Here is a 20,922-nt window from a genome sequence, read left to right on the forward strand (position 1 = left end):
GTCCGCCATGGCTTACCATCCGCTCTGCCTGAGCTTATCCAAGGTTAAAGTATTACTTCCGGTTGATTGCCGTATCTTAATGATATATTTGCCAATCATATCGAATTCAATGTTCACCCGCCGGCCCGCCTGATATCCGCCCGCGGTCGTCCGGGCAAGGCTGTGCGGAATCAGAGATACCGCCAGCCAGGCCGATCGCACGGCATTCACCGTCAGCGAAATCCCGTCAAGCGCAATCGACCCTTTCTCGACCACGAGCGCATCGAAGGCCGGGTCGAAGGTCACGGCGATCTCCCGCGATTCCCCCGCCGATCGGGCGTGCTCGATTGTCCCGGTCGTGTCGACATGTCCGAGGACGAAATGCCCGCCGAGCCGGTCGCCCGCCCGCAGAGCCCGTTCGAGATTGAGCCGGTCGCCGCGCCGGTAGTCATTCAAAATTGTCCGCGCCGCCGTCTCGGGCGACGCCTCCACCGTGAACGTCCCCGCCCCGACCCGGACCACGGTCAGGCAGGCGCCGTCGCAGTTCACCGAATCGCCGATCCGCAGATGCTCATCGGCCAGCACCGAGACTATCGACAACACCCGGTAGTTCCCCCGCAGGCCGATGTCGGCGATCGTCCCCACGTCTTCGACCAACCCGGTAAACATCTCACTTCCTCCTCTTCGGATACCCGATGACGACGATGTCCGGGCCGCAGGTGAGTATTTCAGTGCGCGCGAAGGTCAGCGCCCTGTCGATCGAGGCGATGCCGAGATCGCCGACGGCGTCGATTCCTGTGCCGAGGAGCTTGGGGGCCACGAACGCGACATACTTGTCGACCAGCCCGGCTTTGAGAAACGACGTTGCCACCCGGCTCCCCCCCTCGACCAACAGCGAGCGCAGACCGAATTGGCCCGCCTTGCGCACCAGGTCGGCCACGTCGAGCTGCCCATCCCGGCGCCTCCGAATCGACCAGAAGGTGAGCGAGCGTCCGCGCCGGGTCCGCGCAAACCGCTCGACATTTTCGGCCATCGTCGCGATGATCGTGCGGGCGTCGGCGTTGTCGTCCAGAAGGCGGCAGGATTTGGGGAAACGCAGGGAGGCGCTGAGGATGACGCGGTAGGGATCGGGTCCGGTGACGTGGCGCACGGTCAGGGCGGGGTTGTCGCGCCGCACGGTTCCGCCCCCCACTACGATCGCATCCGCTTCGGCCCGCAGTTCGTGGGCCATCCGCCGCGAGGCCGGACTGGAAATCCATTTCGAGTCGCCGTTGCCCGCCCCAATCCGGCCATCGAGTGTCTGCGCCGTCTTGAGGATAATGAACGGCCGGCCGGTCCGATGGAAGGCGAAGAATACTTCGTTGAGCCGAACCGCCTGCTCGCGCAGGATCCCGGCCTCTACCCGGATACCCGCCTGCCGGAGCCGCCGCGCCCCCTTTCCCCGCACGCGGGGGTCGGGATCGGTGGCGGCGAACACGACGCGCGCCACGCCGTGCTCGATGAGGGCCGCCGTGCAGGGACCGGTGCGCCCGGTGTGGCAGCACGGCTCCAGCGTCACGTACACCGTGCTCCCGGCCACCGGCTCGACGGCGTTCCGGATGGCCGCGATATCGGCGTGATCCGAGCCTGCCTTCCGGTGATACCCCTCGCCGATGATGCGCCCCTGGCGGACAATCACCGCCCCGACCATCGGGTTCGGCGCGGTTCGGAACCGTCCCCGCGCCGCCAGCTCGAGCGCCCGTTGCATGTACCTGATGTCCGTCTCGTCGGCCACGAAAAAACCCCGAATGCAGAGTTTCGGGGCCGAGGCGCACGGGCCGCCGGGCGGCATACACGGCCGCACCGCCGGTCGAATCGCAATCTTCTCCCATCCGGACTGTACCGTCGGCGCCTGAATTTCACAGGCTCAGTCCCACTCTCGTGGGAGTCGCGGGCTCTCACCGCCGGTCGAGGATTTTCGCCTCGCCCCGAAGACTGTTACCGGGAATAATATACGGCGCGGCGCGCAAAAGGCAACGGTTTTGTCCTGGCTGTGAGAAAGTTCTCAGGCGCCCGCCAGTTCGTCGACGAGCGCGCGAATATCCTTGAGATGAAACGGCTTAGACAGCACCGCCCGCACTCCCTTGGCCGCTATCTCCCGCTGGTCCAACTGCGTCCCCCAACCCGTGATCATGGCGATCGGCATTTTCGGCGCCTGCTCGTGCACAGCCCCGGCCAGATCGAGCCCGGACATCCCCGGCATCCCCAGATCGGTGATCATGATATCAAACGGCTCCCGGTTCACGGTCTCCAGCGCCTCGAAACCGTTCGCGCACGCCACCGCCTGGTGGCCGGCGATCACGAGCATGTCGCGGAGAACCTCCCGGATCTGGTCGTCGTCGTCGACCACCAGGATGCGCAGCCCGGCGGCGCTCGCCTTCCGCCGCGTGGTGACCTCGGAGATCTCGGCCACCGTCGCGGGCCGCTTGAACGCCGCGGTGAACACCGTCCCGGCATCCGGCGTACATTCGTATCCGACTTTGCCGCCGTGTCGCGACACGATGCCGTGGACAATGGCCAGGCCCAGCCCCGCCCCGCGCTCCGTTTTTGTGGTGAAGAACGGGTAGAAGATCTTCTTGCCTGCCTCCGGCGGAATCCCCTTGCCCCTGTCGCACACCTGCAGCCGGTAGTCGGAGGCGTCGGCCGCCAGCGCCACCGCCACGGTGGATCCTTCCGGCGCGTGCTCCACGGCGTTTTCGAGAAGTTTTCGCAGGACGGTGGCGAGATCCTCAGCGCAACCCTCGATGACCGCGGCCTCCGTTTCGGGGCGGAATTCTATCCGGATACTCTTGCTGACCGCCAGTTCCCGCCAGCGCGCCTGGGCTGGCTGCAGCGTCTTTTGCACGAGCGCGACAAGGTCGACCGGCTGCACATCCTTGGCCCGCCCGCTGGTGGCGAACTCCTGCAGACGGCGAACCGTCTCCGCCCCCTCGGCGACCAGCCGTTCGACCTTCGCCAGCTCGTCGTTGAACTGCGGGAGTTCCCTCGCACGGAGGCGGAGCAGTTGCACGCGGCCCATGATCCCGCCGAAGATGTTGTTGAAATCGTGGGCCACGCCGGAGGTCAGATCGGTCAGCGCCGCCATCGCCTCGGCGTCGGCGAGCCGGTCGGAGGACCGTTCGAGGAGCCGGTTGGCCCGCTGCAGCCGCCGGAAGAGGAGCGCGTTCCGGAGCACCGTCTGGGCAAACACCGCAAACACCGACAGCAGCTCCCTGTCGTTCGCCGACAGGCCGTGCTCCCCCGTCGCGCCGACCGCAAGCAGGTAGTACAACTCGTCGCCGGGCGCGACCGGTAGCACGACCAGGTCGGTCAGGCCGAGGGTATCGGCCCGCGCGAGATCGCGGCAGCGGAACCGGCGCGTGTCATCCTCATCGCCCGCCGCCTCCACCTGCGTGAGCGGCTCGGCCGCCCGGAGGATAAAGTCGCACAGTTCGGACGAGGGTTTCCGGTCGCCGTACGACTCCGCGCAGCCGATTCTCCCGGTCCTGCGGTCGCGCGCCAGAAGCACCACGTACGCCGTCGGGCAGATCCGCGCCGCCCGCCCGAGCGTCGCGCTCACCAGGGCCGAGAACTTCGTTTCCTCCAGCGGCGCCTCGAACACCGGGAGCAGCTCGGAGAGGCGGGTCGAGTAGTTCTCGACCACGAGCAGTTGGTCGGCGATCGACAGGGCCGCCCGCAGCACCGACCCGACCAGATCGAGCATCCGCTCCGCTTCGCCGGCGATCGCGCCCGGCCGCTCAAACCAGTAGCCGATCACCACCGCGCACAGCCGCCCATCCTCGTGCACCGGGAGAAGGTAGCGGCAGGCGAAGCCGTTCGCGGCCCCGAAAGCGTCCGCCGCAGACGCCCTGGCCGGCAAGTCCCGCAAACCCCGCTCCGGCGGCGTCTTCTCCACCTCGGCCTCCCCCCACGCCTTCTCGAGCAACTCGAGGTTCCGAATGCTGAGGTGGCTCCCGTGCTGATACGACACGGGAATGAGCGTGCGGTTGCCCGCGGTCCGGTAAAACACGGCGCAGAAGTCGCAGCCGAGTTGCCGCGCCGCCATCAGCGAGAGCGTGTCGACCTGGGCGATGATGCCGGCCAGCTTATGGCCCGTGCGCACGTGGTAATATTTCTGAATGAGTATCCCCGAAGTGCGCATCACCCCACCTCCCGGTCATGCCGATCCACCGGCCGGTCGGGCCGGAGGGTGTTGATGTCGTGCCGGATCGCCAGCCACGCCCGCTGGGGATCGCGCCCGCGCGCGTCGCACACCCATACGTACCGACCCGCGTCGAACAGGGTGCGCCCGCCTCCCTCGCGTTCTCCCGCCTCCCCGGTCCATACCTGCATAACGTCCGCGATACTTCTCCGGCCGAGCAGCGGCGCGGGACAGGTCACTTCCACCGCGTCGGCTCCCCGGTGAGTGGCCGCCCGGATGCGCACTTCGCCCGACCGAACCGCCGCCTCCATGACCGCCAGCAGCGCAGGGTAGAGATGGTCGTAGAGATCGCGGCGCAGAATCGAAAACGAGCGGCCCGACGGCGGCCCGATTGCCACTGTCAGCGCGAGGCCCCTTAGGTCCTCCAAGTGGTGCGCCTTCCCTTCCAGCATGCCCGGCAGTTCGGCCAGCGCCCGCTCGACCGCGACCGGCTCATCCGCCGCCGACGCCGTGTCGCGCACGAGGGCGCGCAGGTGGTCGAGGCTGCGCACGACCCGGGCGAGCGCCTCGCCGGCCGGAGAATGTCCAGTCTGAGCGGCCGCGCCGCCGATCGCCGCCGCCACCTCCGTCTTCCCCAGCAGCCCTGAGAGGGTGTCGTACACGGCGTGGAAATGTCCCTCCGCCATCGCCGAGGCTGTCGCCCAGCGCCGCTCCGGTTTTCCCTGGGCATCCGCCGCTCCCGGTGACGCGTTGAGTCTCCCCTCCAACTGATAATAGAGGTCCAGCAGCATGGCGGTCGAGTCGAGGAGGCGCTCGAACTGCCGCAGTCGGAGCCCGGTCTCCGGATGGCCGAAGGCGACGAGCGTTTCGCCGCAACCGGCATCCCGCGGCCGCACGCAGTATTCGGAGCGCACGTTGTCCAGGTAGTAGCGCTTCGCCTCGTCGTCGTCGAGGAGCCCCAGGGCCGACACATCGGGCGAGAAACTGCGGCCGCCGCGCGCCGCCGCCTGAATCGCCGCGGCGATCCCCGGTGAGGATTCGGCGCGCACCGACGGCGGCATCTCGGGGCGGCCGACCGCGGCCGCGCCCCCGCCGTCGGCGGCCGCCAACACGATTCGGGAGAGCCCCATCCGGCGCTGCAGCACCTCGAAGAGGTTCTCCAGCAGCTCCCGGCCGGGCCGCCCCTGGTCGCAGGCGAAACGGAACTGGCCGCACACGTTGATCAGATCCTCGGTGATGCTCAGGCCGTCCGCATCGAGCGCGGCGATGAAGCGCGCGATCGTGAGCAGCCGCTCCCCGGCCTCGCGCGCGATGTCGCCGGGCACGGGCATGATGACGAAGGACCGGGGACGACTGCAGCGCAGCCCCTCATGCACGAACAGGAAATCGGGGGCGGCATCGAGAAGCATGGGGCGTTCGGGGAGAAACCCCGCCGGCAGAAAGTGGCGCCCCACGGCCAGCCCCTCCATCCAGCGCCCCACGGTCGCGTGCGGCAGCGTCCCCTCGAGCATGTCCCACATGGCGATGTCGCCGACCGCCGTCCGCAGCCCGTACACGCCCTCCGATTCGCCGTACACGGCCGCCAGTCCCGATGGGACCTGCTCGACGAGGAGGTTCAGGGCGTTGCGCAGCAGCCGCTCCGGCGACAGGTCGCAGGCCACCAGCGCCGCCGCCAGTTCCGCCTGCGCCGGAAGCAGCGTCGCCTGAGTCGCGATCTCCCGCGTCCGCAGCCAGTCGAGCACCGCGGCCTTGAGCGCAGCGCCGTCCGGCCGGTCCATGCCGCTGAGGAAACCGCGCACCGCCCCGCCGACCACCAGAGGACAGAAGCGACCGCTATCGTCCACCGTCAGCCCTTCCGCCGAGGCGAACTGACCCTCCGTCGCCGGCGTCGTCGGCACGAGGCTGTCCAGAGTGCCGGCCGGCACATAGAGCCATGCATCCGCGCCTTCGGCGGTGCCGAGGCGCCGGAACAACTGGGGAATGCCTCCGCCGGTGTAGAGCGCGGCTGCGGCGGGCAGCTCCGGCGGGGCCGCCTCCGGGCCGCGTGCGGCGCACCGCTTGTAGGTCGGCACATCCATGCTGCGTGACCGGGGGATTTCGCCGATCGGCGGCGATCAGCGCGCCGGCGTCTCCTCCGAGAAAATTGTTTCGATGCGCCGGGCCGACCGATCGATGATCTCCACGAAGCGTTCGGCCTCAGGGCCGACCGGGCGGGCGCGGAGCATCTCCACCGACCCGAGGATGCCGGTCAGCGACGAGCGAATCCGGCCGCGCAGCTCCGCCCGGCGGTCCGCATCCTCGCCACTCTCGCGATCCCGCCAGGTGAGCGCGCCCCAGGGTGTCTCGTGCAGGCGCACGGCCTGGGCCAGCACCGCCGCCACGGCCGCGGCGAATGTCCGGTCGTCGTCGGTGAATCCGAACCGGCGGCTCCCCCGGCGGTCGGCCAGGGCAATGATCCCCAGCGTCTCGGTTCCCGCGGTGATGGGCGACAGGAGCGCGGTCGAGAGATCGCTCTGGTATATTTGTTGCGCCTCCGCCGCCGACATCCGCTCGGCCGCCTCGGCCTGGCTGATCAGGAGCGCCTCGCCCGTCGCCTGGACCGACTGGTGCAGGGGCATGAGCGAGCGGATCAGGTACCCGGTCGCCGGCACGGCGTTCTCCACCGGGTGCGCCGCCGCCGCGGCCCGCGACCGCAGGAACTGCCCGTCGTCTTCAAACAGCGCGATCCGCACCGCAGCCGCTCCGGTCGACCGGCGAAGGACGTCGGCTGCTTCGGCGAACAGCCGGTCGATGTCACCCAGCCGGGCCGCCGCCTGGGCGGACAAACGGGCGAGCGCCTCCGACCGCTTCATCCCGCGCGCCAGCCGGTCGCGTTCCCGTTCGACCGCCACCGCCAGCCGCAGCGGAAAGCGCACCTGCGCGGCGAGGTAGCGTTCGCGCTCGCCGAATTCCTCGGCCGAGCGCGCCGCCGCGACCAGCATCGCCGCGCCGCCCGGATCGCCGAGCGGCACCAACAGCGCCGCCGCCAGTTGCTGGCGGCGAAGCACCGCGGCCAGCGCCGGCTCGAGGAAACGCTCGAAATCCACGGTCACGAACGGTCGGTCCGGAGGCGGGCTGTCATTCTCCTGCGGGAGGCCCGCCGCCTCCCGCGCCAGCGACTTCTCCGTCAAATGCGTCCCGTTGCCGCCGGCCGTATAGCGGCGGATATCCCACTCCCCGTATGCCATCGCCAGCGAACTCAATTCTCCCCCGAGCGCCGCTTTCAACACACGCGCAATCGCCGTGAACGAATCCGCCAGCGGCGCCCCGAGGGCGAGTGCGTCCTGGAGCTGGGCGCGGACGATTTCCGCCTCGCGCCGAAGCGGTTCTGACGGGACGTCATGGAGGATCTTCCCCGTCCGACGCGCCGGCAGCCACACGGAGGCCCCGGAGGCCGTCAGCACGGCCCCGGTGATCGCGAGAATCGCCGCGCTTACCTCCAGGAACGGCGGCTGCGAAATGAACGGCACAGCGGCCGTCGCCCCCGTCGCCTCGCCGAGGTAGAGCACGGCCACCAAACCGAACAGGCCGACGCCGACGACGAGATTGCGGAACTGCTCGCGGTATTGATCCGCCAGGTATTTGCCATATAGTCTGAGCAGCACCAGCAGCGCCAACATGAACAAGGCGGCGCCAAACGGCGCCCACGGCAAAGCCATACACCCTCCGGTCGGGCTAACTGATTATCTTTTTTCAGATTATCGGCAGAACCGGGGGACGGTTTATGCATCGTCGGAACTTGTCACCGGCACCGGAGGCCTCGCCGTCTCAGTTCCGTATCCCCCTGAAACACAAAGCCTTGTGGCCACGAAAAGGCCTCACGACGGGAACAAAGAAGGATTGATGACTCGCTGATAGTTCTTGAAATGGATCTTGGCCGTCTTCCGCAGTATGTCCCGCCCGTGCTGCCGCACCAGCGCGGCTCCCGCCCGATCCACGATTGCCGCCGCCCCTTTCGGCAATTCCACTCCCATTTCGCGCGAGAGCGTCTGCAGTTGCCGGATGAATTCGGCCCGGGCGATGATGGAAGCGGCGGCGACCTGTGGAATTTCCTCGGCGCGAAACCGCTGCTCGAGCGCGACCGAGTGCCCATGGAACGCCACGGCCTCGGCCACGAGGGCAGTCTTGCCGAACTGGTCGACCACCACCAAATCCGCCGGGTGGTCGCGCAGCAGACGGTCGATCGCCCGGGCGTGGAGATCGGCCAGCAGCCGATTGAGATTGCGGATTTTCTCGTAAGCCCGGTTGTATTCCTCGGGCGGCATGATTTCAACTGCGAAGGGGTAGGCGCGCCGCAACTGCTCATCGATCGTCAGGAGACGCCGGTCGGCAATTCCCTTGCCGTCGCGCACCCCCAGCCCCTTCAGGTCCGCCAGCGCGCTGTCGGGCGCCGCCAGCGCGGCGACCACCAGCGGGCCGAAGAAGTCCCCCTTGCCGGATTCGTCGACCCCGATGACGCGGCGGTCCCCCGCCGCCACTAGTTCGCCCGCTCGAGATACTCGCCCGTCCGCGTGTCCACCTTCACCATGTCCCCCTCCTTGACGAACGGCGGGACTTTCACCTCGAGCCCGGTGGACAGCTTGGCCGGCTTGGTGACATTGCTCACCGTGTCGCCGCGGGCGGCCGGTTCCGTATAGATGACCTCGAGAGTGACCGATGCCGGCAGATCGACCGAGATCGGCTGACCATCCAGGAAGAACACCCGGTACTCGCTGTTCTCCACCAGGTACCACTTGGCGTCGCCCAGCGAATCAGCCAGGATCACCACCTGCTCGAACGACTCGGTGTCCATGAAACTGAACTCCCCGGCGTTCTCGTACAGGTACTGCATTTTTCGTTCCTGGGTGTCGGGCGCCTTGAACGTGTCGTTCGAGCCGAACACCCTTTCGATCACCGCCCCGGTTTTCATGTGTTTCAGCCGCGTCCGGATGTTGGCTCTCCCGCGGCCCATTTTCACATGCTGGTAATCGACAATGTAGAACGGTTGTTCGTCGACTATTATGCGCAGCCCTTTTCTGAAATCCGACGGTGAATACATCAATTCCTCCTAGAGAATCGGCCCCAAATATAACAAAAAGTCGGATCCGCAAAAGACCTTTTTTCCCCGGCCGCCGTGGCGGCCCGGCGGGGTTTGCCGCGGCCGGAGACCCCGGTCGGCGCCCACATCCCAGGCGCGACCAACCCTCCCTTTATCCTGGTGAGAAAACAGTGCGGCGCCGGTTGCCCCGGATTCCTTACCCCCGTACCCGCATCTCCGCCGGCCCTTCGGCGGCGGCGGGCTGCGGCGCGCCGACCGGCAGGGTGATCGTAAACGTGCTCCCCCGGCCCACCCGCGAATCCACCTCGATCCGCCCCTTGTGCAGGTCGACAATCTTGCTGACGAGGGCCAGCCCCAGCCCGGTGCCCGAGGGGCGCGAGGAATAGAACGGCGTGAAGATCTTCGCCACATTCTCCGGGGCGATCCCGCAAGCGCGGTCGCGGACCCGGATAGCCGTTTCCCCGTTCCCCGCCGCCGCGTCGATCTCGATTTTCCCGGCCGCCCCGGAGTAGGCGTTGGCTGCGTTCTCGATCAGGTTGAGAAGCGCCTGGCGCAAGAGGAGCGGATCGGCGGGAATCACGACCTCGGGGATTTCGCCCACCGCAATTTCGACCCGCGGATACGCTTCCCGCGTGGCAAAACTCGCCGCCGCCTGGCCGATCAGGTCGCGCAGCGGGACCGCCTGGAGATCCGCCTGCAGCGGGCGGGCGAATTCCAGGAACCGCCGCACGAGCGATTCGGCCTGCGCCGCCTCGTCCGCGAGCTCCGCCACCGCCGGTTCCTCCACCCCCCGCTTGCCCAGCCGCCGCTTCAGAAGGTTCAGGTAGCCGGCGATCGCCCCCAGCGAGTTGCGCAACTGGTGCGCAAGCCCGCCCGACATTTCGCCGAGCGCCGCCAGCCGCAACCGCCGTTCGAGCTGTTCCCGCAACTGAGTGATCTCGGTCGCGTCATTGATCAGCAGCGCCGCGCCGATCGGCTCCCCTTCTCCGTCCCACACCGTCGAGGCCGCAATCCCCAGCACCGGTGTATCCGGCAGCCCCGCCGGCGTCACCTCCCGATACTCCCCGCCCGCTTCGTCGACAAGCGGCCCCGCGATAGCCTCTGCCAGTTCCCGGGGCATCAGCTCCGCGTGGAACCGCCCGCGCGCCTCGCCTTCCCGCAGGCCGAGAATCCGCTCCGCCGCCGCATTGATCGTCTGGATCCTGCCCGCCCGGTCGACCGTGACAATCCCCGATGGCATCGAGGCCAGCAGGTACCGGTTGAACTGCTCGAGCGAGCCGGCCCGCCGGCTGATCTCGAGGTTGAGGCGAAGCAGTTCCCGCTCTTTCTCGCGCAGCTCCGCGATCATCCGCCGGTAGTCGTTGAGCAGCACCTCGACATCGTCATCGCTCTCGTCCACCGTCCGGCCGGCCGTGCGCGCCTCTTCCTTGGCCTTCCGGAAGGGCGCAAAGATGAGCCGTGCGAGAATCACATACACCGCGGCGGTGGCCACCAGCGCAATGAGCGACATGACCAGCGCCAGCCGGTAGACGTCATCGAGGCGGGCCAGTTCCGGCTCGCGGCGGGAGACCAGGAGCAGCTTCGCCCCCCCGGGTCCCGGCGCCGCCTGGAGAAGGAAATACTCCGCGCCTTCCCCGCGATTGAGCCGGCCCGGTTTTCCGGCGACGACCTGCCGCACAATTCCCGGCACCCGGTCCGGGGGAAACCGGTCGGCCACCGCCGCGAGCCAGCGCCGCCGGTCCTCGACCGCCCGGCTCTCGGGCGCCGCCGGCAGGATCCACAGGCTCTCGAGACGGAACCGGCGCATGATTTCCGACTGCCCTTCCCCGGTCGCGCCCTCGGCCCCCCGCTCAGCCATCAGCCGGAGGACCGCCTGCCCCGCCTCGGCCAGGTGCGCCGCCACCGCCGCCCGTTTGCTCGAGCGCGCGGCGTAAAGGAGAAAATTGGACGTGAAATTCAGAAACAAAAGCAGGAAGACCAGGGCGAGAATGCCCAGTTGCACCTCGGTCTGGAACTTGTGCCGGCCGGGCCTCATACCGCGTTCGATCCCTTCCGCCTGCCCCCACCCGGGTCAGTTGAGGCCGACGATCCGGGTCAGGTAGAACCCGATGATGCGGTCGCCGTAGAGGCCGCTGATCACGGCGGCCACCGCCAGGTACGGCCCGAAGGGAATCATCCGGTCGCGGCGCATCTTCGATGAGATCAGCATGGCGATGACGCCCACGACCAGGCCGATCACGGCCGCCGCGAGAAACACCAGGAGCACTTTCTGCCATCCGAGGAAGGCCCCCAGCATCGCCGCCATCTTGATGTCCCCGCCGCCCATCGCCTCTTTGCGGAACAGCGCCTCCCCCAGCACCGCGATCAGGTAGAGCGATCCTCCACCCACGACGAGACCGATGAGTGACTGCACGATGCCGAGCCCGTTCGGTAGAAACGACGCCGCCAGCCCCGCCGCCATGCCCGACAGCGTGATCGAATCGGGAATGATCTGGTGGTCGAGATCCACGAAGATGATCACGATGAGGGCCGAGACGAGTGCCGCCCAGACAAAGAACATGGGGCTGAACCCGAGGTAGGCCCAGAAGTACACGTACGCCCCGGCCGTCATCAGCTCCACCAGCGGGTACCGCCACGAAATCGGCTGCCGGCAGAATGCACACTTCCCCCGCAGAGCGGCCCAGCTGGCCAGCGGAATGTTGTGGTACCACCGCAGCTGCGTCCCGCACTTCGGACAGATCGACCGCCCGAGGCCGAACCGCTTCTTCAGCGGCAGCCGGTAGATGACGACGTTGAGAAACGAGCCGATCGCCAACCCGACCGCGCCGATCCAGATGAGAATGAGTGTATTCATACACTCTCTGTATCGGCGGATCGGGCGCTAACTCAACTCGCCGAGCGCGTGCATGACCAGCGCGCAGACCACCGGACCGGCTGTCTCGCTCCGAAGGATGCGCGGGCCGAGACTGATCGGCGCGTAGCCGGCCGCGATCGCCCGCCCCGCCTCGGCCTCGGAAAACCCCGCCTCCGGACCCACCAGCAGCGAGACCCTTGACACGCCCGGCGGGATCGCCTGGGCCGAGAGCGGCTTTCCCCCCGGCGCGGCGTGAAACACGAGGTTCAGGGCCTCGGGGTCGGTGTACGCGAGGAACGACTCGAGGCCGGTCGGCAGGGCAATCTCCGGGCGATAGGAACGGCGGCATTGCTTGACGGCCGCCAGGGCCACCTTCTCCAGGCGGCGCACCCGGGCCGCCGCCCGCCCGGCGTCCTCCATCCTGACCTTGGATTTCTCCCCGAGAATCGGCACGAACCGCTGCACGCCCAGCTCGGTTCCTCTCTGGACCACGGCGTCGAACTTCGCCCCCGCCGACAGCCCGGCCGCCAGCGTCAGCCGCACGGCCGGCTCCCCGAAATTGCGGATCGTGTCGCGGACTCGCACGGTCACCGTCGCCCCCCGCGCTCCCGCCTCGACGATCTCCCCCCGCCGCGCGGCGCCGAGACCGTCGATCACCAGCAGGCGGTCCCCGATGCCCAGGCGCAGGACGCGCAGGGCATGGTGCGCCTCATCCCCCCGGAGCACAACCGCGTCTCCGGAGAGGTCCTCAGGGGGAGCGTAGAAGATGGGGAGCGGGGTCGGCATGGTTCAGGCAAACGTGATGGTGATCGTGCGCCACTCGTTGTCCGGGAGCACCGCCCGGTCGGCCGCGCCCAGGCGGTCGAGGCCAGCCGCCACCTCCGGAACATCCTGTTCGAGCAGCCCGGAGAGCACCAGGTGTCCCGGCCGGCCGGTCAACTCGACCAGCCGCGGGAGCATCTCCAGAATCGTGCTCTTGATGATGTTGGCGACGGCCAGGTCGTAGGGACGGTCGCCCCGGCATTTCCCGATGGAGCCGAAGAGAATGTCGTGCGGGGCCGCCACCGCGTTGCGCCGGAAATTCTCGCGGCAGTTGTCGATCGCCGTCACGTCATAGTCAATCGCCTTGATGTAGCCGGCACCCATTTTGTCGGCGAGGATCGACAGGATTCCCGACCCGCAGCCCAGGTCGAGGACACGCCCTCCCGGCTGGAGATGCTGCCGGATGATCCTCAGACAGGACCGGGTTGTCTCGTGGGTCCCGGTCCCGAACGCCATTTTCGGCTCGATGACGATGTCGTAGGGGGTGGCGATCGGCGCCGGTGCCCAGGGCGGTCGGATGACGATGTCGCCGATCACCACCGGCTGCACTGAGCGCCGGTATTCCTCTTCCCACGCCCGGTTCCTGATTTCGGTGGCCGTGACCAGCCGCCCCGGGTCGACGTCCGCGCCAAGCAGCTGCACGACATACCCCCTGACCATCGCCATCTGCGCCGCCACCGCCTCGGGGTTGGCGTAGAACAGCACCCGTGTTTCCGGGGACCCTTCCTCCTCCTCGAGCACCAGTCCGGCGCTGATTCGTTCGACGATGAAATCCGACAATGCGTCGACCTGAGCGCGCGGGACCCGCACGCGAATTTCGTAGATCGATTCCGGCGAAGTTGCCGCCATAGGCGCGCCTCCGTTACACTCCGAGTGTCTCGCGCAGTTTCGACAGGAACGATTTCCCGCCCTGGGGCGCTTTGAACGATTCACACCGCGCGAGTTGTTCGAGCATCTCCCGCTCGCGCGCCTCGAGCCTGGTCGGGACCCAGACATGGATGCGCACGAGTTGGTCGCCGCGGCCGCCGGTGTGCAGATGGGGGATCCCCTTCCCCTTCAGTTTCAGCACTTTCCCCGGCTGTGTGCCCGGCGGGACTTTCAGCTTGGCCGACCCGTCAAGCGTCGGCACCTCGACCGTTCCGCCGAGGGCCGCGGTCGCGAACGACACCGGCAGCTCCATGACCACGTTGTCGCCGTGGCGCTCGAACGTCTCGTGCTCCTGCTCGTCGAACACGGCGATGAGATCTCCGGGCGGGCCGCCGGCCGGCGCGGCGTTCCCCATCCCCTCGACCGCGAGGTAGTTTCCGCTCGCCACGCCCGCCGGGATGTTGATTTTGACGGTGCTCTCGCCGCGCACCCGCCCCTCGCCGCCGCAGCTCGGACACGGATCGGCGATGATCTCCCCCGACCCCCGGCACATGCTGCAGGTCGACACCTGCTGGACCGTGCCGAGGAACGTGCGCGTGACGGTGCGCACCTGCCCCCGTCCTTTGCACTGCGGGCAGGTTTTCTTTGACGATCCGGCCGCCACGCCGGTCCCGTCGCACGCGTCGCAGGTGACCAGCCGCTTGACGCGGATCGATTTTTCCAGCCCCGTGTTGATTTCTTCCAGTGCCAGCGGGATCCGCACCCGCAGATCTTCGCCGCGCACGGTGCGCCGCTGGCGCGTCCCGCTCCCCATGCCCATGCCGAAGAGATCATCGAAGATCGAGCCGCTGCCGCCGAAGTCGCGCATGAACGCCCGGAGCGCGTCGCCGAGGTCGAACCCCTCGAATCCGCCGCCGAATCCGCCGAACCCCGGTCCGCCGGCGCCCACCCCGGCGTGCCCGAACTGATCGTAGGTCTGCCGTTTCCGCGGATCCTTCAGCACCTCGTACGCCTCGGTCGCCTCCTTGAACTTCTCCTCCGCCTCCTGATTCCCGGGGTTGCGGTCCGGGTGGTACTTCAACGCCAGCTTGCGATAGGCGGACTTGATCTGCTCTTCGGTGGCGCCGCGGTCGACCGCCAGCACCTCGTAGTAGTCTCGTTTGTTCATCCGGGCTGCGTCTACTTCTTCTTGTCGTCGTCAACGACCTCAAAGTCGGCGTCGACCGCACCCTCGCCGCCGGGGGCGCCGCCCGCCGGGGCCTCGCCCGCCGGGGCGCCGCCCGGCGATCCCTGGCTCTGCGCCTGGCGGTACATTTCCTCGGCCAGCTTGTGCGACGCCGCAATGAGCTCGTCCTTCGCGCTCGTGATGTCCTGGAGCGACTCGCGCGGAATCGCCTCGCGCAGTTTCCTGATCGCGCTCTCGACCCGGCTCCGCTCCTCGGCGGAGATCTTGTCCCCCGCCTCCTTGAGGGTCTTCTCGGTCGAGTAGGCCAGCTGGTCGGCCTCGTTGCGGGCCTTGATCAGCTCCTCGCGCCGTTTGTCGTCGGCCGCAAACCGCTCGGCATCCTTGACCATCCGGTCGATCTCCTGTTCGGAGAGTCCCGACGAGGCCTCGATTCGGATCGACTGCTCCTTGCCCGTCGCCCGGTCCTTGGCGCTCACGTGGACGATGCCGTTGGCGTCGATGTCAAACTTTACCTCGATCTGCGGGATTCCGCGCGGGGCCGGCGGGATGCCGACCAGGTCGAATCGGCCGAGCGTGCGGTTGTCCTGCGCCATGGGCCGCTCGCCCTGCAGGACATGGATCGACACGGCGGTCTGGCTATCCTCGGCGGTCGAGAAGATCTGCGCCTTGCTCGTCGGAATCGTCGTGTTCCGCTCGATCAGCCGGGTCATGACGCCGCCGAGGGTCTCGATTCCGAGCGAGAGCGGCGTGACGTCGAGCAGGACGATGTCCTTCTCGCTCATCTCGCCGCCGAGAATTCCGCCCTGGATCGCGGCCCCGAGCGCCACCACTTCGTCGGGGTTGACGCCCTTGTGCGGCTCGCGCCCGAAAAGCTCCTTCACGAGCGCCACGATGCGCGGCATGCGCGTCATCCCCCCGACGAGGATCACTTCGTCGATGTCCGAGAACGAGAGCTTGGCGTCCTGCACCGCCCGCCGGCACGGTTCGACCGTCCGCTGCGTGAGCTGGTCGGTCAACTGCTCAAGCTTCGCCCGCGACAGCGTCAGGTCGAGGTGCTTCGGGCCGTTCTGGTCGGCCGTGATGAACGGCAGGTTGATGTTCGTCTGCATGGTCGACGAGAGCTCGATCTTCGCCTTCTCGGCCGCCTCTTTCAGCCGCTGGAGAGCCATGCGGTCCTTGCGCAGGTCGATTCCGTTTTGCCGGCGGAACTCGTCGGCCAGCCAGTCGATCACGGCCTGGTCGAAATCGTCGCCGCCCAGGTGGGTGTCGCCGTTGGTGGCGCGCACCTCGAACACCCCGTCGCCGATCTCAAGGATCGAGATGTCGAAGGTGCCGCCGCCCAGGTCGTAGACCGCAATCTTCTGGTTCTTGTTCTTCTGGAGCCCGTAGGCGAGCGAGGCCGCGGTCGGCTCGTTGATGATGCGCAGGACCTCCAGCCCGGCGATCCTGCCCGCATCCTTGGTCGCCTGCCGCTGCGAATCGTTGAAATAGGCCGGCACGGTGATCACCGCCTGCGTGACCTCGTGGCCGAGGTAGTTCTCCGCCGCCTGCTTGAGCGACCGAAGGATCATCGCCGAGATCTCCGGCGGCGTGTAGCGGCTGCCGGCTGCCTCCACCTGCACCATGCCTTCGGCGCTGGCGACGATCTTGTACGGCACCAGCTTCTCTTCCGACTGCACCTCGCTGATCCGGCGGCCCATGAAGCGCTTGATCGACGAGATCGTGTTCTCCGGATTGGTGACCGCCTGGCGTTTCGCCGGCGCGCCCACCAGCCGCTCGCCGTCGCGGGTGAAGGCCACCACCGACGGGGTGATGCGAGACCCTTCCTGGTTGGGGATGACTGCCGGCTCGTGGCCCTCGAGGACCGCGACCACCGAATTGGTCGTTCCCAGGTCGATGCCGATTACTTTGCCCATGCTGCCAAAACTCCTTCCCTCACTATCTCACTCAATTCTCTTTCCCTTCGTCGGGCGCCTCCGGCGCTCCCGTGCTGACGCCCACTTTCGCGTACCGCAGCACCCGCTCCCCCCGCCGGTAGCCCCGGCTCACTTCCACCGCGACGGTCCCCGCCGGGTGCTCGGCCGACGGCACCCGCAGGAGCGCCTCGTGCACGTTGGGGTCGAACGGCCGCCCCACCGCCTCGATCGGTGTGACGTCGTAGCGCGCCAACAGCTCGGTCATCTGACCGTAGATCAGTTCCGTGCCCTGCCGGTAGGCGTCCATGTTCCCCTCGCCGGCGGCCGCGTCGAGCGCCCGGCGGAAATTGTCCACGATGTCGAGGAGGTCCGACAGGACGCGGTCGGCGGCCGTCTTCACCAGTTCGTCGTACTGGCGCGCCTGCCGTTTGCGGTAGTTGTCGAAATCGGCCGCCGTCCGCAGCAGGCGGTCCTCCAGCTCGGCGATCCGTCGCCGGAGCTGCTCCTCTTCCGGGATCTCCCCTGGCGGCGGGCCCGGTTCGGCGTCGCCGTTTTCTACGCCGGCCGCCGGAGGCGCCTCCCCTGATCCGCTGCGCTCGACACTTTCGCACGGCTGCCCTCCCGGCGCCACCGGGTCTTCCGGCTCGATATCCTTCTTACGCATCCTTCGATTCTCCCTCTTTGCTGCTCATGCCCGAGAGCACCTCGGTGATCGCGCGCGCCGTGTAGTCGACGATCGACACCAGCTTCCCGTACTCCATGCGCGTCGGCCCGATTATGCCGATGGTCCCGGCAATACTCCCGACTTTGTATGACGACGTCACCAGGGAGCAGTTCAGAATCTCATCAAACTTGTTCTCCCGCCCGATGGTGATGAACAGCCCTTCTTCGTAGGCGCTGCTGAGAAACTCCTTGAGCGTACGGTTGTCCTCGAGCAGGCGGACAATGCGCGTGATGCGGTCGATCTCGGAGAATTCGGGCTGGCTGAGCAGCCGCTCGACTCCGGCGAGGTGGATCGCCCCCGCCGGATCATCCGCCCAGATGCGGTCCCGCGAATCGATGATGAGCTTGACCAGGCGCCCCGACCCGGTGTGGTCGGCCAGCCGCTTGCTGATCGTGGTGCGAATCTCCCCCAGCGACAGCCCGGCGAGCCGCTCGTTGAGCACCTGCTCCACCTCGCGGAGCGAGGCTTCGTCGATGCTCGTTTCGACCTCGACAATCACGCTGCGGGCCAGCCCCGATTCGACCACCACGACCGCCATGATCCGACCCTGCGACAGCGAAATCAACTCGATCCGGCGCAACACCCCCCGGTCAAAGCGCGGCGCGATCGACACTCCGAGCTGATTGGTGATATCGCTCAGCACCCGGCAGGTCTGCCCCAGGATATCATCCAACCCCCGTCCGTGGCTCACGATCACATCCTTGATCCGCTCCTTCTCCGACTCCGTGAGATCCTCCGGCTTCAGGAGGTAGTCCACGTACACCCGGTACCCCAGGTCGGTGGGGATTCGCCCGGCCGAGGTGTGCGGCTGACGCACCAGCCCCAGCTCCTCAAGATCCTGAAGCGTGTTGCGGATCGTCGCCGAAGACACTCCCATCCGGAACTTGTGGGCGATCACCCGCGACCCGACCGGATCTGCCGAACGGATGTAGTGCTCGATCAGATTCGACAGAACCTGCTTTTCGCGCTCTGTTAAATTCTCAAATGCCATAACAGCTTAGTGTTTACCCACCGGGGGCTCCTGCCATTTTGGCAGCATACCTGTCAGACCGCTAACAAATGTATACGATTTATAACGCAAGTCAAGCCCAAATGATTCCGGCGATCACAACTTCTCACGTTCAACTCGCCCCGAACCGGCCCCCAAAAAAGAAAGCCGGGCTGTTCGTCCGGCTCCATCTTCGGTCCCCTCACTTCACTGCCCGATTACTACTTCCCGTCCTTCTTGTCCGTGGCCTTCTTCGGCTCGACCTTCTTGACTGAGTCCGCCTTCTTCGAACCGTCCGCTTTCTTGCTCTCCGCTTGTTTGGCCGAGACCGACTGCGCCTTCGCTCTGGCGGCCTGCGATTCCGCCACCGCCTTGTTCTTCAGGTTCTCCCGGCGGTCATCGATCCCATTTCCATTTTCATCGACGAAGGTGTCGAACTGCTTGGTCGCCGGCTTCTTCGCCGCCGCCGGATCTTTTTTGACGGGAGCGTCCTTCTTCACCGCACCGGCCTTCGTCTCGGTCTTGGCCTTGTCGTCCTTGCTCTTCTTCTCGACCGCCCCGGCGTTTCCGCCGAGCGAGAAGAGGAGACCGGCGCACACCAGGGAAATGAATATCCGCTTGATCATTTTCTCAACTCCCTCCGGTCGACTCCCCGGGGTAGAAGCCCCGGGGAGTCTCCGTCAGTCTGCCTTTTACCGGCCGCCTTTTCCTTTGCCTCCGCCGCCCCCGCTCTTCACTGTCCCGCTGCCGCCCGAACTCTTTCCGGAGGGACTTGATCCGCCCGAAGGTTTGCTCGGCGGGGCGACGGTTGCGCCCTTCCCCTTGGAGGAGCCGCCGTCGGACGGCTTGTACGAGGGTCGCGACCCGCTCGATCCTTTGGATCGGCCCTGGTTCACTTCGACCTCGCGCCGCTGCGCATTTTCCTTAAAGCCGGAGCGGCCCGCATCCGAACCGGACTTCCGCTGGTAGTATTCGGAGCTGGTGCGCTCGCGTTCCTGCGTGACGGCTCCGCCCTGATTCTTGCTCTCCGTCTGCCCGTCCTTGCCGACTACCACGTCCCGCTTGCCTGAGGCATACCCGCTCCCGGGCCCCTGGTAGCCGTCCGACGGCTTGGTGCTGCGCCCCTCGGAGCCGGCGGTGAACTTCTTGGAAGACCGGCTGTAGGACGACTCCGCCCAATCCGGGACGAGCCCGGCCGTTTCGAACCCGCGGTCGGTCTTGACCAAATTGGTCGCCCCCCGCACGTGCGTCTTCGGACCGATCGCCACCTTCTCCACTGTGCGTTCGCCCGACGGCCGCTGCACGGCCACCTCTTCTGTACGCACACCCTTGGCGCTCGCGATCTGCTTGGTCCGCGCGACATAATCCGGGTAACCGTTCTTCACCGGGTCACGGTAGCCGGCCACCACCACTTCGCGGTACTTCGACTTCACGTGGGGCGCCGGGCGGATATGGTGATGGTCGAGCACCAGCGTGTGGTAGCGCGACACATGGATATCCGACTCCCAGCAGTACCCCCAGTGGTCGATGACGGTGATCGTGTGCCATCCGACGTACACCCGCGGCAGGTACAGCGGCGTGCAGCCCCAGTAAATGCCGTTGATGTACACGGTCGCGCCGAACGGGTAGTCGATATAGACGTTGCCCGCCAGCGTCCACGGATGGTACACGGGGTAGTAAACCGGCTGGAAATAGTACTCCTCCCACTCGTTGACGTGAATGGCCGTGCGGTCGTAGGCGAAGCGCTGCCCGCCGTAGCCCACGAAATACCGGTCATTCAGATAATCCATGTACGCCATGCGGTCGTCCCCTTCCGCCATGATGCCCGACACCGGGTACCAGTCGGGGATAGGGAACGGCTCGCGCGACGCGACAATCTGGATATTCTCGACTCCCTCGGGACCCGAGACCACGAGGTCATAGTCGGCCTGGGACGCGGGCAGCCGGTGTGTCACCCCCCCTTGGACGAAGTTGTCCTCGTTCGGCCCGGCCGGGAACAGGAGGTTCACCCGTCCCCGCGAGTCGATGCTGTAGATCGCCACAAAGGCGTCCCGGTTGGCCCGGAAATTCAGCACGATCCGATCCCCCTCATAGTACTCGCCGTCGTGATGGTTCGGCCAGATCTCGACCCCGAGGTAGCGGTCGATCTGCGCCTGGTCCCCGTACTCATACCCATAGTCGTAGGTATCGTCGCGGTCGACGCGTACGATGCTCTGCTGCTGCGACAGCGCTGCCGGCGCCGCCAGGGCCAGCGCCGCGAGCGCCATCACTGTCAGTCTGGTCACCTGCCGCAACATCGTCTATCACCTCTTTCCGATTCGTGTTCTCA

General features: G+C 67.0%; 17 protein-coding genes and 1 riboswitch. All 17 genes read right to left on the reverse strand.

Going from position 1 to position 20,922, the window contains the following annotated elements:
• Positions 1-12: 12 nt before the first annotated feature.
• The 17 genes from KA261_10465 to KA261_10545 all read right to left on the reverse strand — a co-directional run bounded on the left by KA261_10465 (position 13) and on the right by KA261_10545 (position 20,878).
• Entirely contained in the window at positions 13-648 is a 636-nt protein-coding gene (locus KA261_10465) for a riboflavin synthase (GenBank protein ID MBP7698221.1), read from the reverse strand.
• 1 nt (position 649) lies between these two features.
• Complete coding sequence (gene ribD / locus KA261_10470) at positions 650-1,753, reverse strand: bifunctional diaminohydroxyphosphoribosylaminopyrimidine deaminase/5-amino-6-(5-phosphoribosylamino)uracil reductase RibD (protein ID MBP7698222.1); 1,104 nt, start codon at positions 1,751-1,753, stop codon at positions 650-652.
• Between the two features lie 81 nt (positions 1,754-1,834).
• Positions 1,835-1,958: riboswitch (FMN riboswitch) on the reverse strand.
• 65 nt (positions 1,959-2,023) lie between these two features.
• Positions 2,024-4,162 carry a response regulator gene (locus KA261_10475; protein ID MBP7698223.1) on the reverse strand — a complete coding sequence of 713 codons (2,139 nt, stop codon included), beginning with the start codon at positions 4,160-4,162 and terminating at the stop codon, positions 2,024-2,026.
• On the reverse strand, positions 4,159-6,237 hold the full coding sequence (locus KA261_10480) for a hypothetical protein (GenBank protein ID MBP7698224.1): 2,079 nt from the start codon (positions 6,235-6,237) through the stop codon (positions 4,159-4,161). The genes KA261_10475 and KA261_10480 overlap by 4 nt, the downstream gene beginning before the upstream one ends.
• Positions 6,238-6,273: 36 nt before the next feature.
• Positions 6,274-7,857, reverse strand: coding sequence for a GAF domain-containing protein (locus KA261_10485; GenBank protein MBP7698225.1), 1,584 nt, complete (start codon positions 7,855-7,857; stop codon positions 6,274-6,276).
• Positions 7,858-8,016: 159 nt separating this feature from the next.
• On the reverse strand, positions 8,017-8,676 hold the full coding sequence (gene rnhC / locus KA261_10490) for a ribonuclease HIII (protein ID MBP7698226.1): 660 nt from the start codon (positions 8,674-8,676) through the stop codon (positions 8,017-8,019).
• A complete protein-coding gene (gene efp / locus KA261_10495; GenBank protein MBP7698227.1) occupies positions 8,676-9,236 on the reverse strand; it encodes an elongation factor P in 561 nt (186 codons plus the stop codon). The genes rnhC and efp overlap by 1 nt, the downstream gene beginning before the upstream one ends.
• A 196-nt stretch (positions 9,237-9,432) precedes the next feature.
• The gene (locus tag KA261_10500) at positions 9,433-11,271 is read right to left on the reverse strand and encodes a PAS domain S-box protein (protein MBP7698228.1); all 1,839 of its coding nucleotides are present in this window, start codon (positions 11,269-11,271) and stop codon (positions 9,433-9,435) included.
• A 36-nt stretch (positions 11,272-11,307) separates the two neighbouring features.
• Positions 11,308-12,090 (reverse strand): prepilin peptidase, encoded by a 783-nt coding sequence (locus KA261_10505; GenBank protein MBP7698229.1) that lies wholly within the window; start codon positions 12,088-12,090, stop codon positions 11,308-11,310.
• Between the two features lie 27 nt (positions 12,091-12,117).
• Positions 12,118-12,876, reverse strand: a complete 759-nt coding sequence (locus KA261_10510) for a 16S rRNA (uracil(1498)-N(3))-methyltransferase (protein MBP7698230.1) — start codon at positions 12,874-12,876, stop codon at positions 12,118-12,120.
• A 3-nt stretch (positions 12,877-12,879) separates the two neighbouring features.
• Entirely contained in the window at positions 12,880-13,761 is an 882-nt protein-coding gene (locus KA261_10515) for a 50S ribosomal protein L11 methyltransferase (protein ID MBP7698231.1), read from the reverse strand.
• Positions 13,762-13,774: 13 nt separating this feature from the next.
• Positions 13,775-14,947, reverse strand: a complete 1,173-nt coding sequence (gene dnaJ, locus KA261_10520) for a molecular chaperone DnaJ (GenBank protein ID MBP7698232.1) — start codon at positions 14,945-14,947, stop codon at positions 13,775-13,777.
• 11 nt (positions 14,948-14,958) lie between these two features.
• Positions 14,959-16,881 (reverse strand): molecular chaperone DnaK, encoded by a 1,923-nt coding sequence (dnaK, locus tag KA261_10525; protein ID MBP7698233.1) that lies wholly within the window; start codon positions 16,879-16,881, stop codon positions 14,959-14,961.
• A gap of 31 nt (positions 16,882-16,912) precedes the next feature.
• Positions 16,913-17,545 (reverse strand): nucleotide exchange factor GrpE, encoded by a 633-nt coding sequence (locus KA261_10530; protein ID MBP7698234.1) that lies wholly within the window; start codon positions 17,543-17,545, stop codon positions 16,913-16,915.
• Entirely contained in the window at positions 17,538-18,596 is a 1,059-nt protein-coding gene (hrcA, locus tag KA261_10535) for a heat-inducible transcription repressor HrcA (protein MBP7698235.1), read from the reverse strand. Before hrcA ends, KA261_10530 begins: the two co-directional genes overlap by 8 nt.
• Positions 18,597-18,814: 218 nt before the next feature.
• A complete protein-coding gene (locus tag KA261_10540; protein ID MBP7698236.1) occupies positions 18,815-19,219 on the reverse strand; it encodes a hypothetical protein in 405 nt (134 codons plus the stop codon).
• A 66-nt stretch (positions 19,220-19,285) separates the two neighbouring features.
• On the reverse strand, positions 19,286-20,878 hold the full coding sequence (locus tag KA261_10545) for a DUF4384 domain-containing protein (GenBank protein ID MBP7698237.1): 1,593 nt from the start codon (positions 20,876-20,878) through the stop codon (positions 19,286-19,288).
• Positions 20,879-20,922: the final 44 nt, after the last annotated feature.

Source organism: Candidatus Zixiibacteriota bacterium (assembly GCA_017999435.1).
Classification (GTDB): domain Bacteria; phylum Zixibacteria; class MSB-5A5; order GN15; family FEB-12; genus JAGNLV01.

What these genes read in the sequence shown, in the direction of transcription:
- KA261_10540 (MBP7698236.1), bottom strand. Translation starts at nt 19,219, where the DNA reads ATGATCAAGCGGATATTCATTTCCCTGGTGTGCGCCGGTCTCCTCTTC.
- KA261_10530 (MBP7698234.1), bottom strand. Translation starts at nt 17,545, where the DNA reads ATGCGTAAGAAGGATATCGAGCCGGAAGACCCGGTGGCGCCGGGAGGG.
- KA261_10485 (MBP7698225.1), bottom strand. Translation starts at nt 7,857, where the DNA reads ATGGCTTTGCCGTGGGCGCCGTTTGGCGCCGCCTTGTTCATGTTGGCG.
- dnaK (MBP7698233.1), bottom strand. Translation starts at nt 16,881, where the DNA reads ATGGGCAAAGTAATCGGCATCGACCTGGGAACGACCAATTCGGTGGTC.
- KA261_10515 (MBP7698231.1), bottom strand. Translation starts at nt 13,761, where the DNA reads ATGGCGGCAACTTCGCCGGAATCGATCTACGAAATTCGCGTGCGGGTC.
- efp (MBP7698227.1), bottom strand. Translation starts at nt 9,236, where the DNA reads ATGTATTCACCGTCGGATTTCAGAAAAGGGCTGCGCATAATAGTCGAC.
- KA261_10510 (MBP7698230.1), bottom strand. Translation starts at nt 12,876, where the DNA reads ATGCCGACCCCGCTCCCCATCTTCTACGCTCCCCCTGAGGACCTCTCC.
- dnaJ (MBP7698232.1), bottom strand. Translation starts at nt 14,947, where the DNA reads ATGAACAAACGAGACTACTACGAGGTGCTGGCGGTCGACCGCGGCGCC.
- KA261_10500 (MBP7698228.1), bottom strand. Translation starts at nt 11,271, where the DNA reads ATGAGGCCCGGCCGGCACAAGTTCCAGACCGAGGTGCAACTGGGCATT.
- KA261_10480 (MBP7698224.1), bottom strand. Translation starts at nt 6,237, where the DNA reads ATGGATGTGCCGACCTACAAGCGGTGCGCCGCACGCGGCCCGGAGGCG.
- KA261_10505 (MBP7698229.1), bottom strand. Translation starts at nt 12,090, where the DNA reads ATGAATACACTCATTCTCATCTGGATCGGCGCGGTCGGGTTGGCGATC.
- KA261_10465 (MBP7698221.1), bottom strand. Translation starts at nt 648, where the DNA reads ATGTTTACCGGGTTGGTCGAAGACGTGGGGACGATCGCCGACATCGGC.
- hrcA (MBP7698235.1), bottom strand. Translation starts at nt 18,596, where the DNA reads ATGGCATTTGAGAATTTAACAGAGCGCGAAAAGCAGGTTCTGTCGAAT.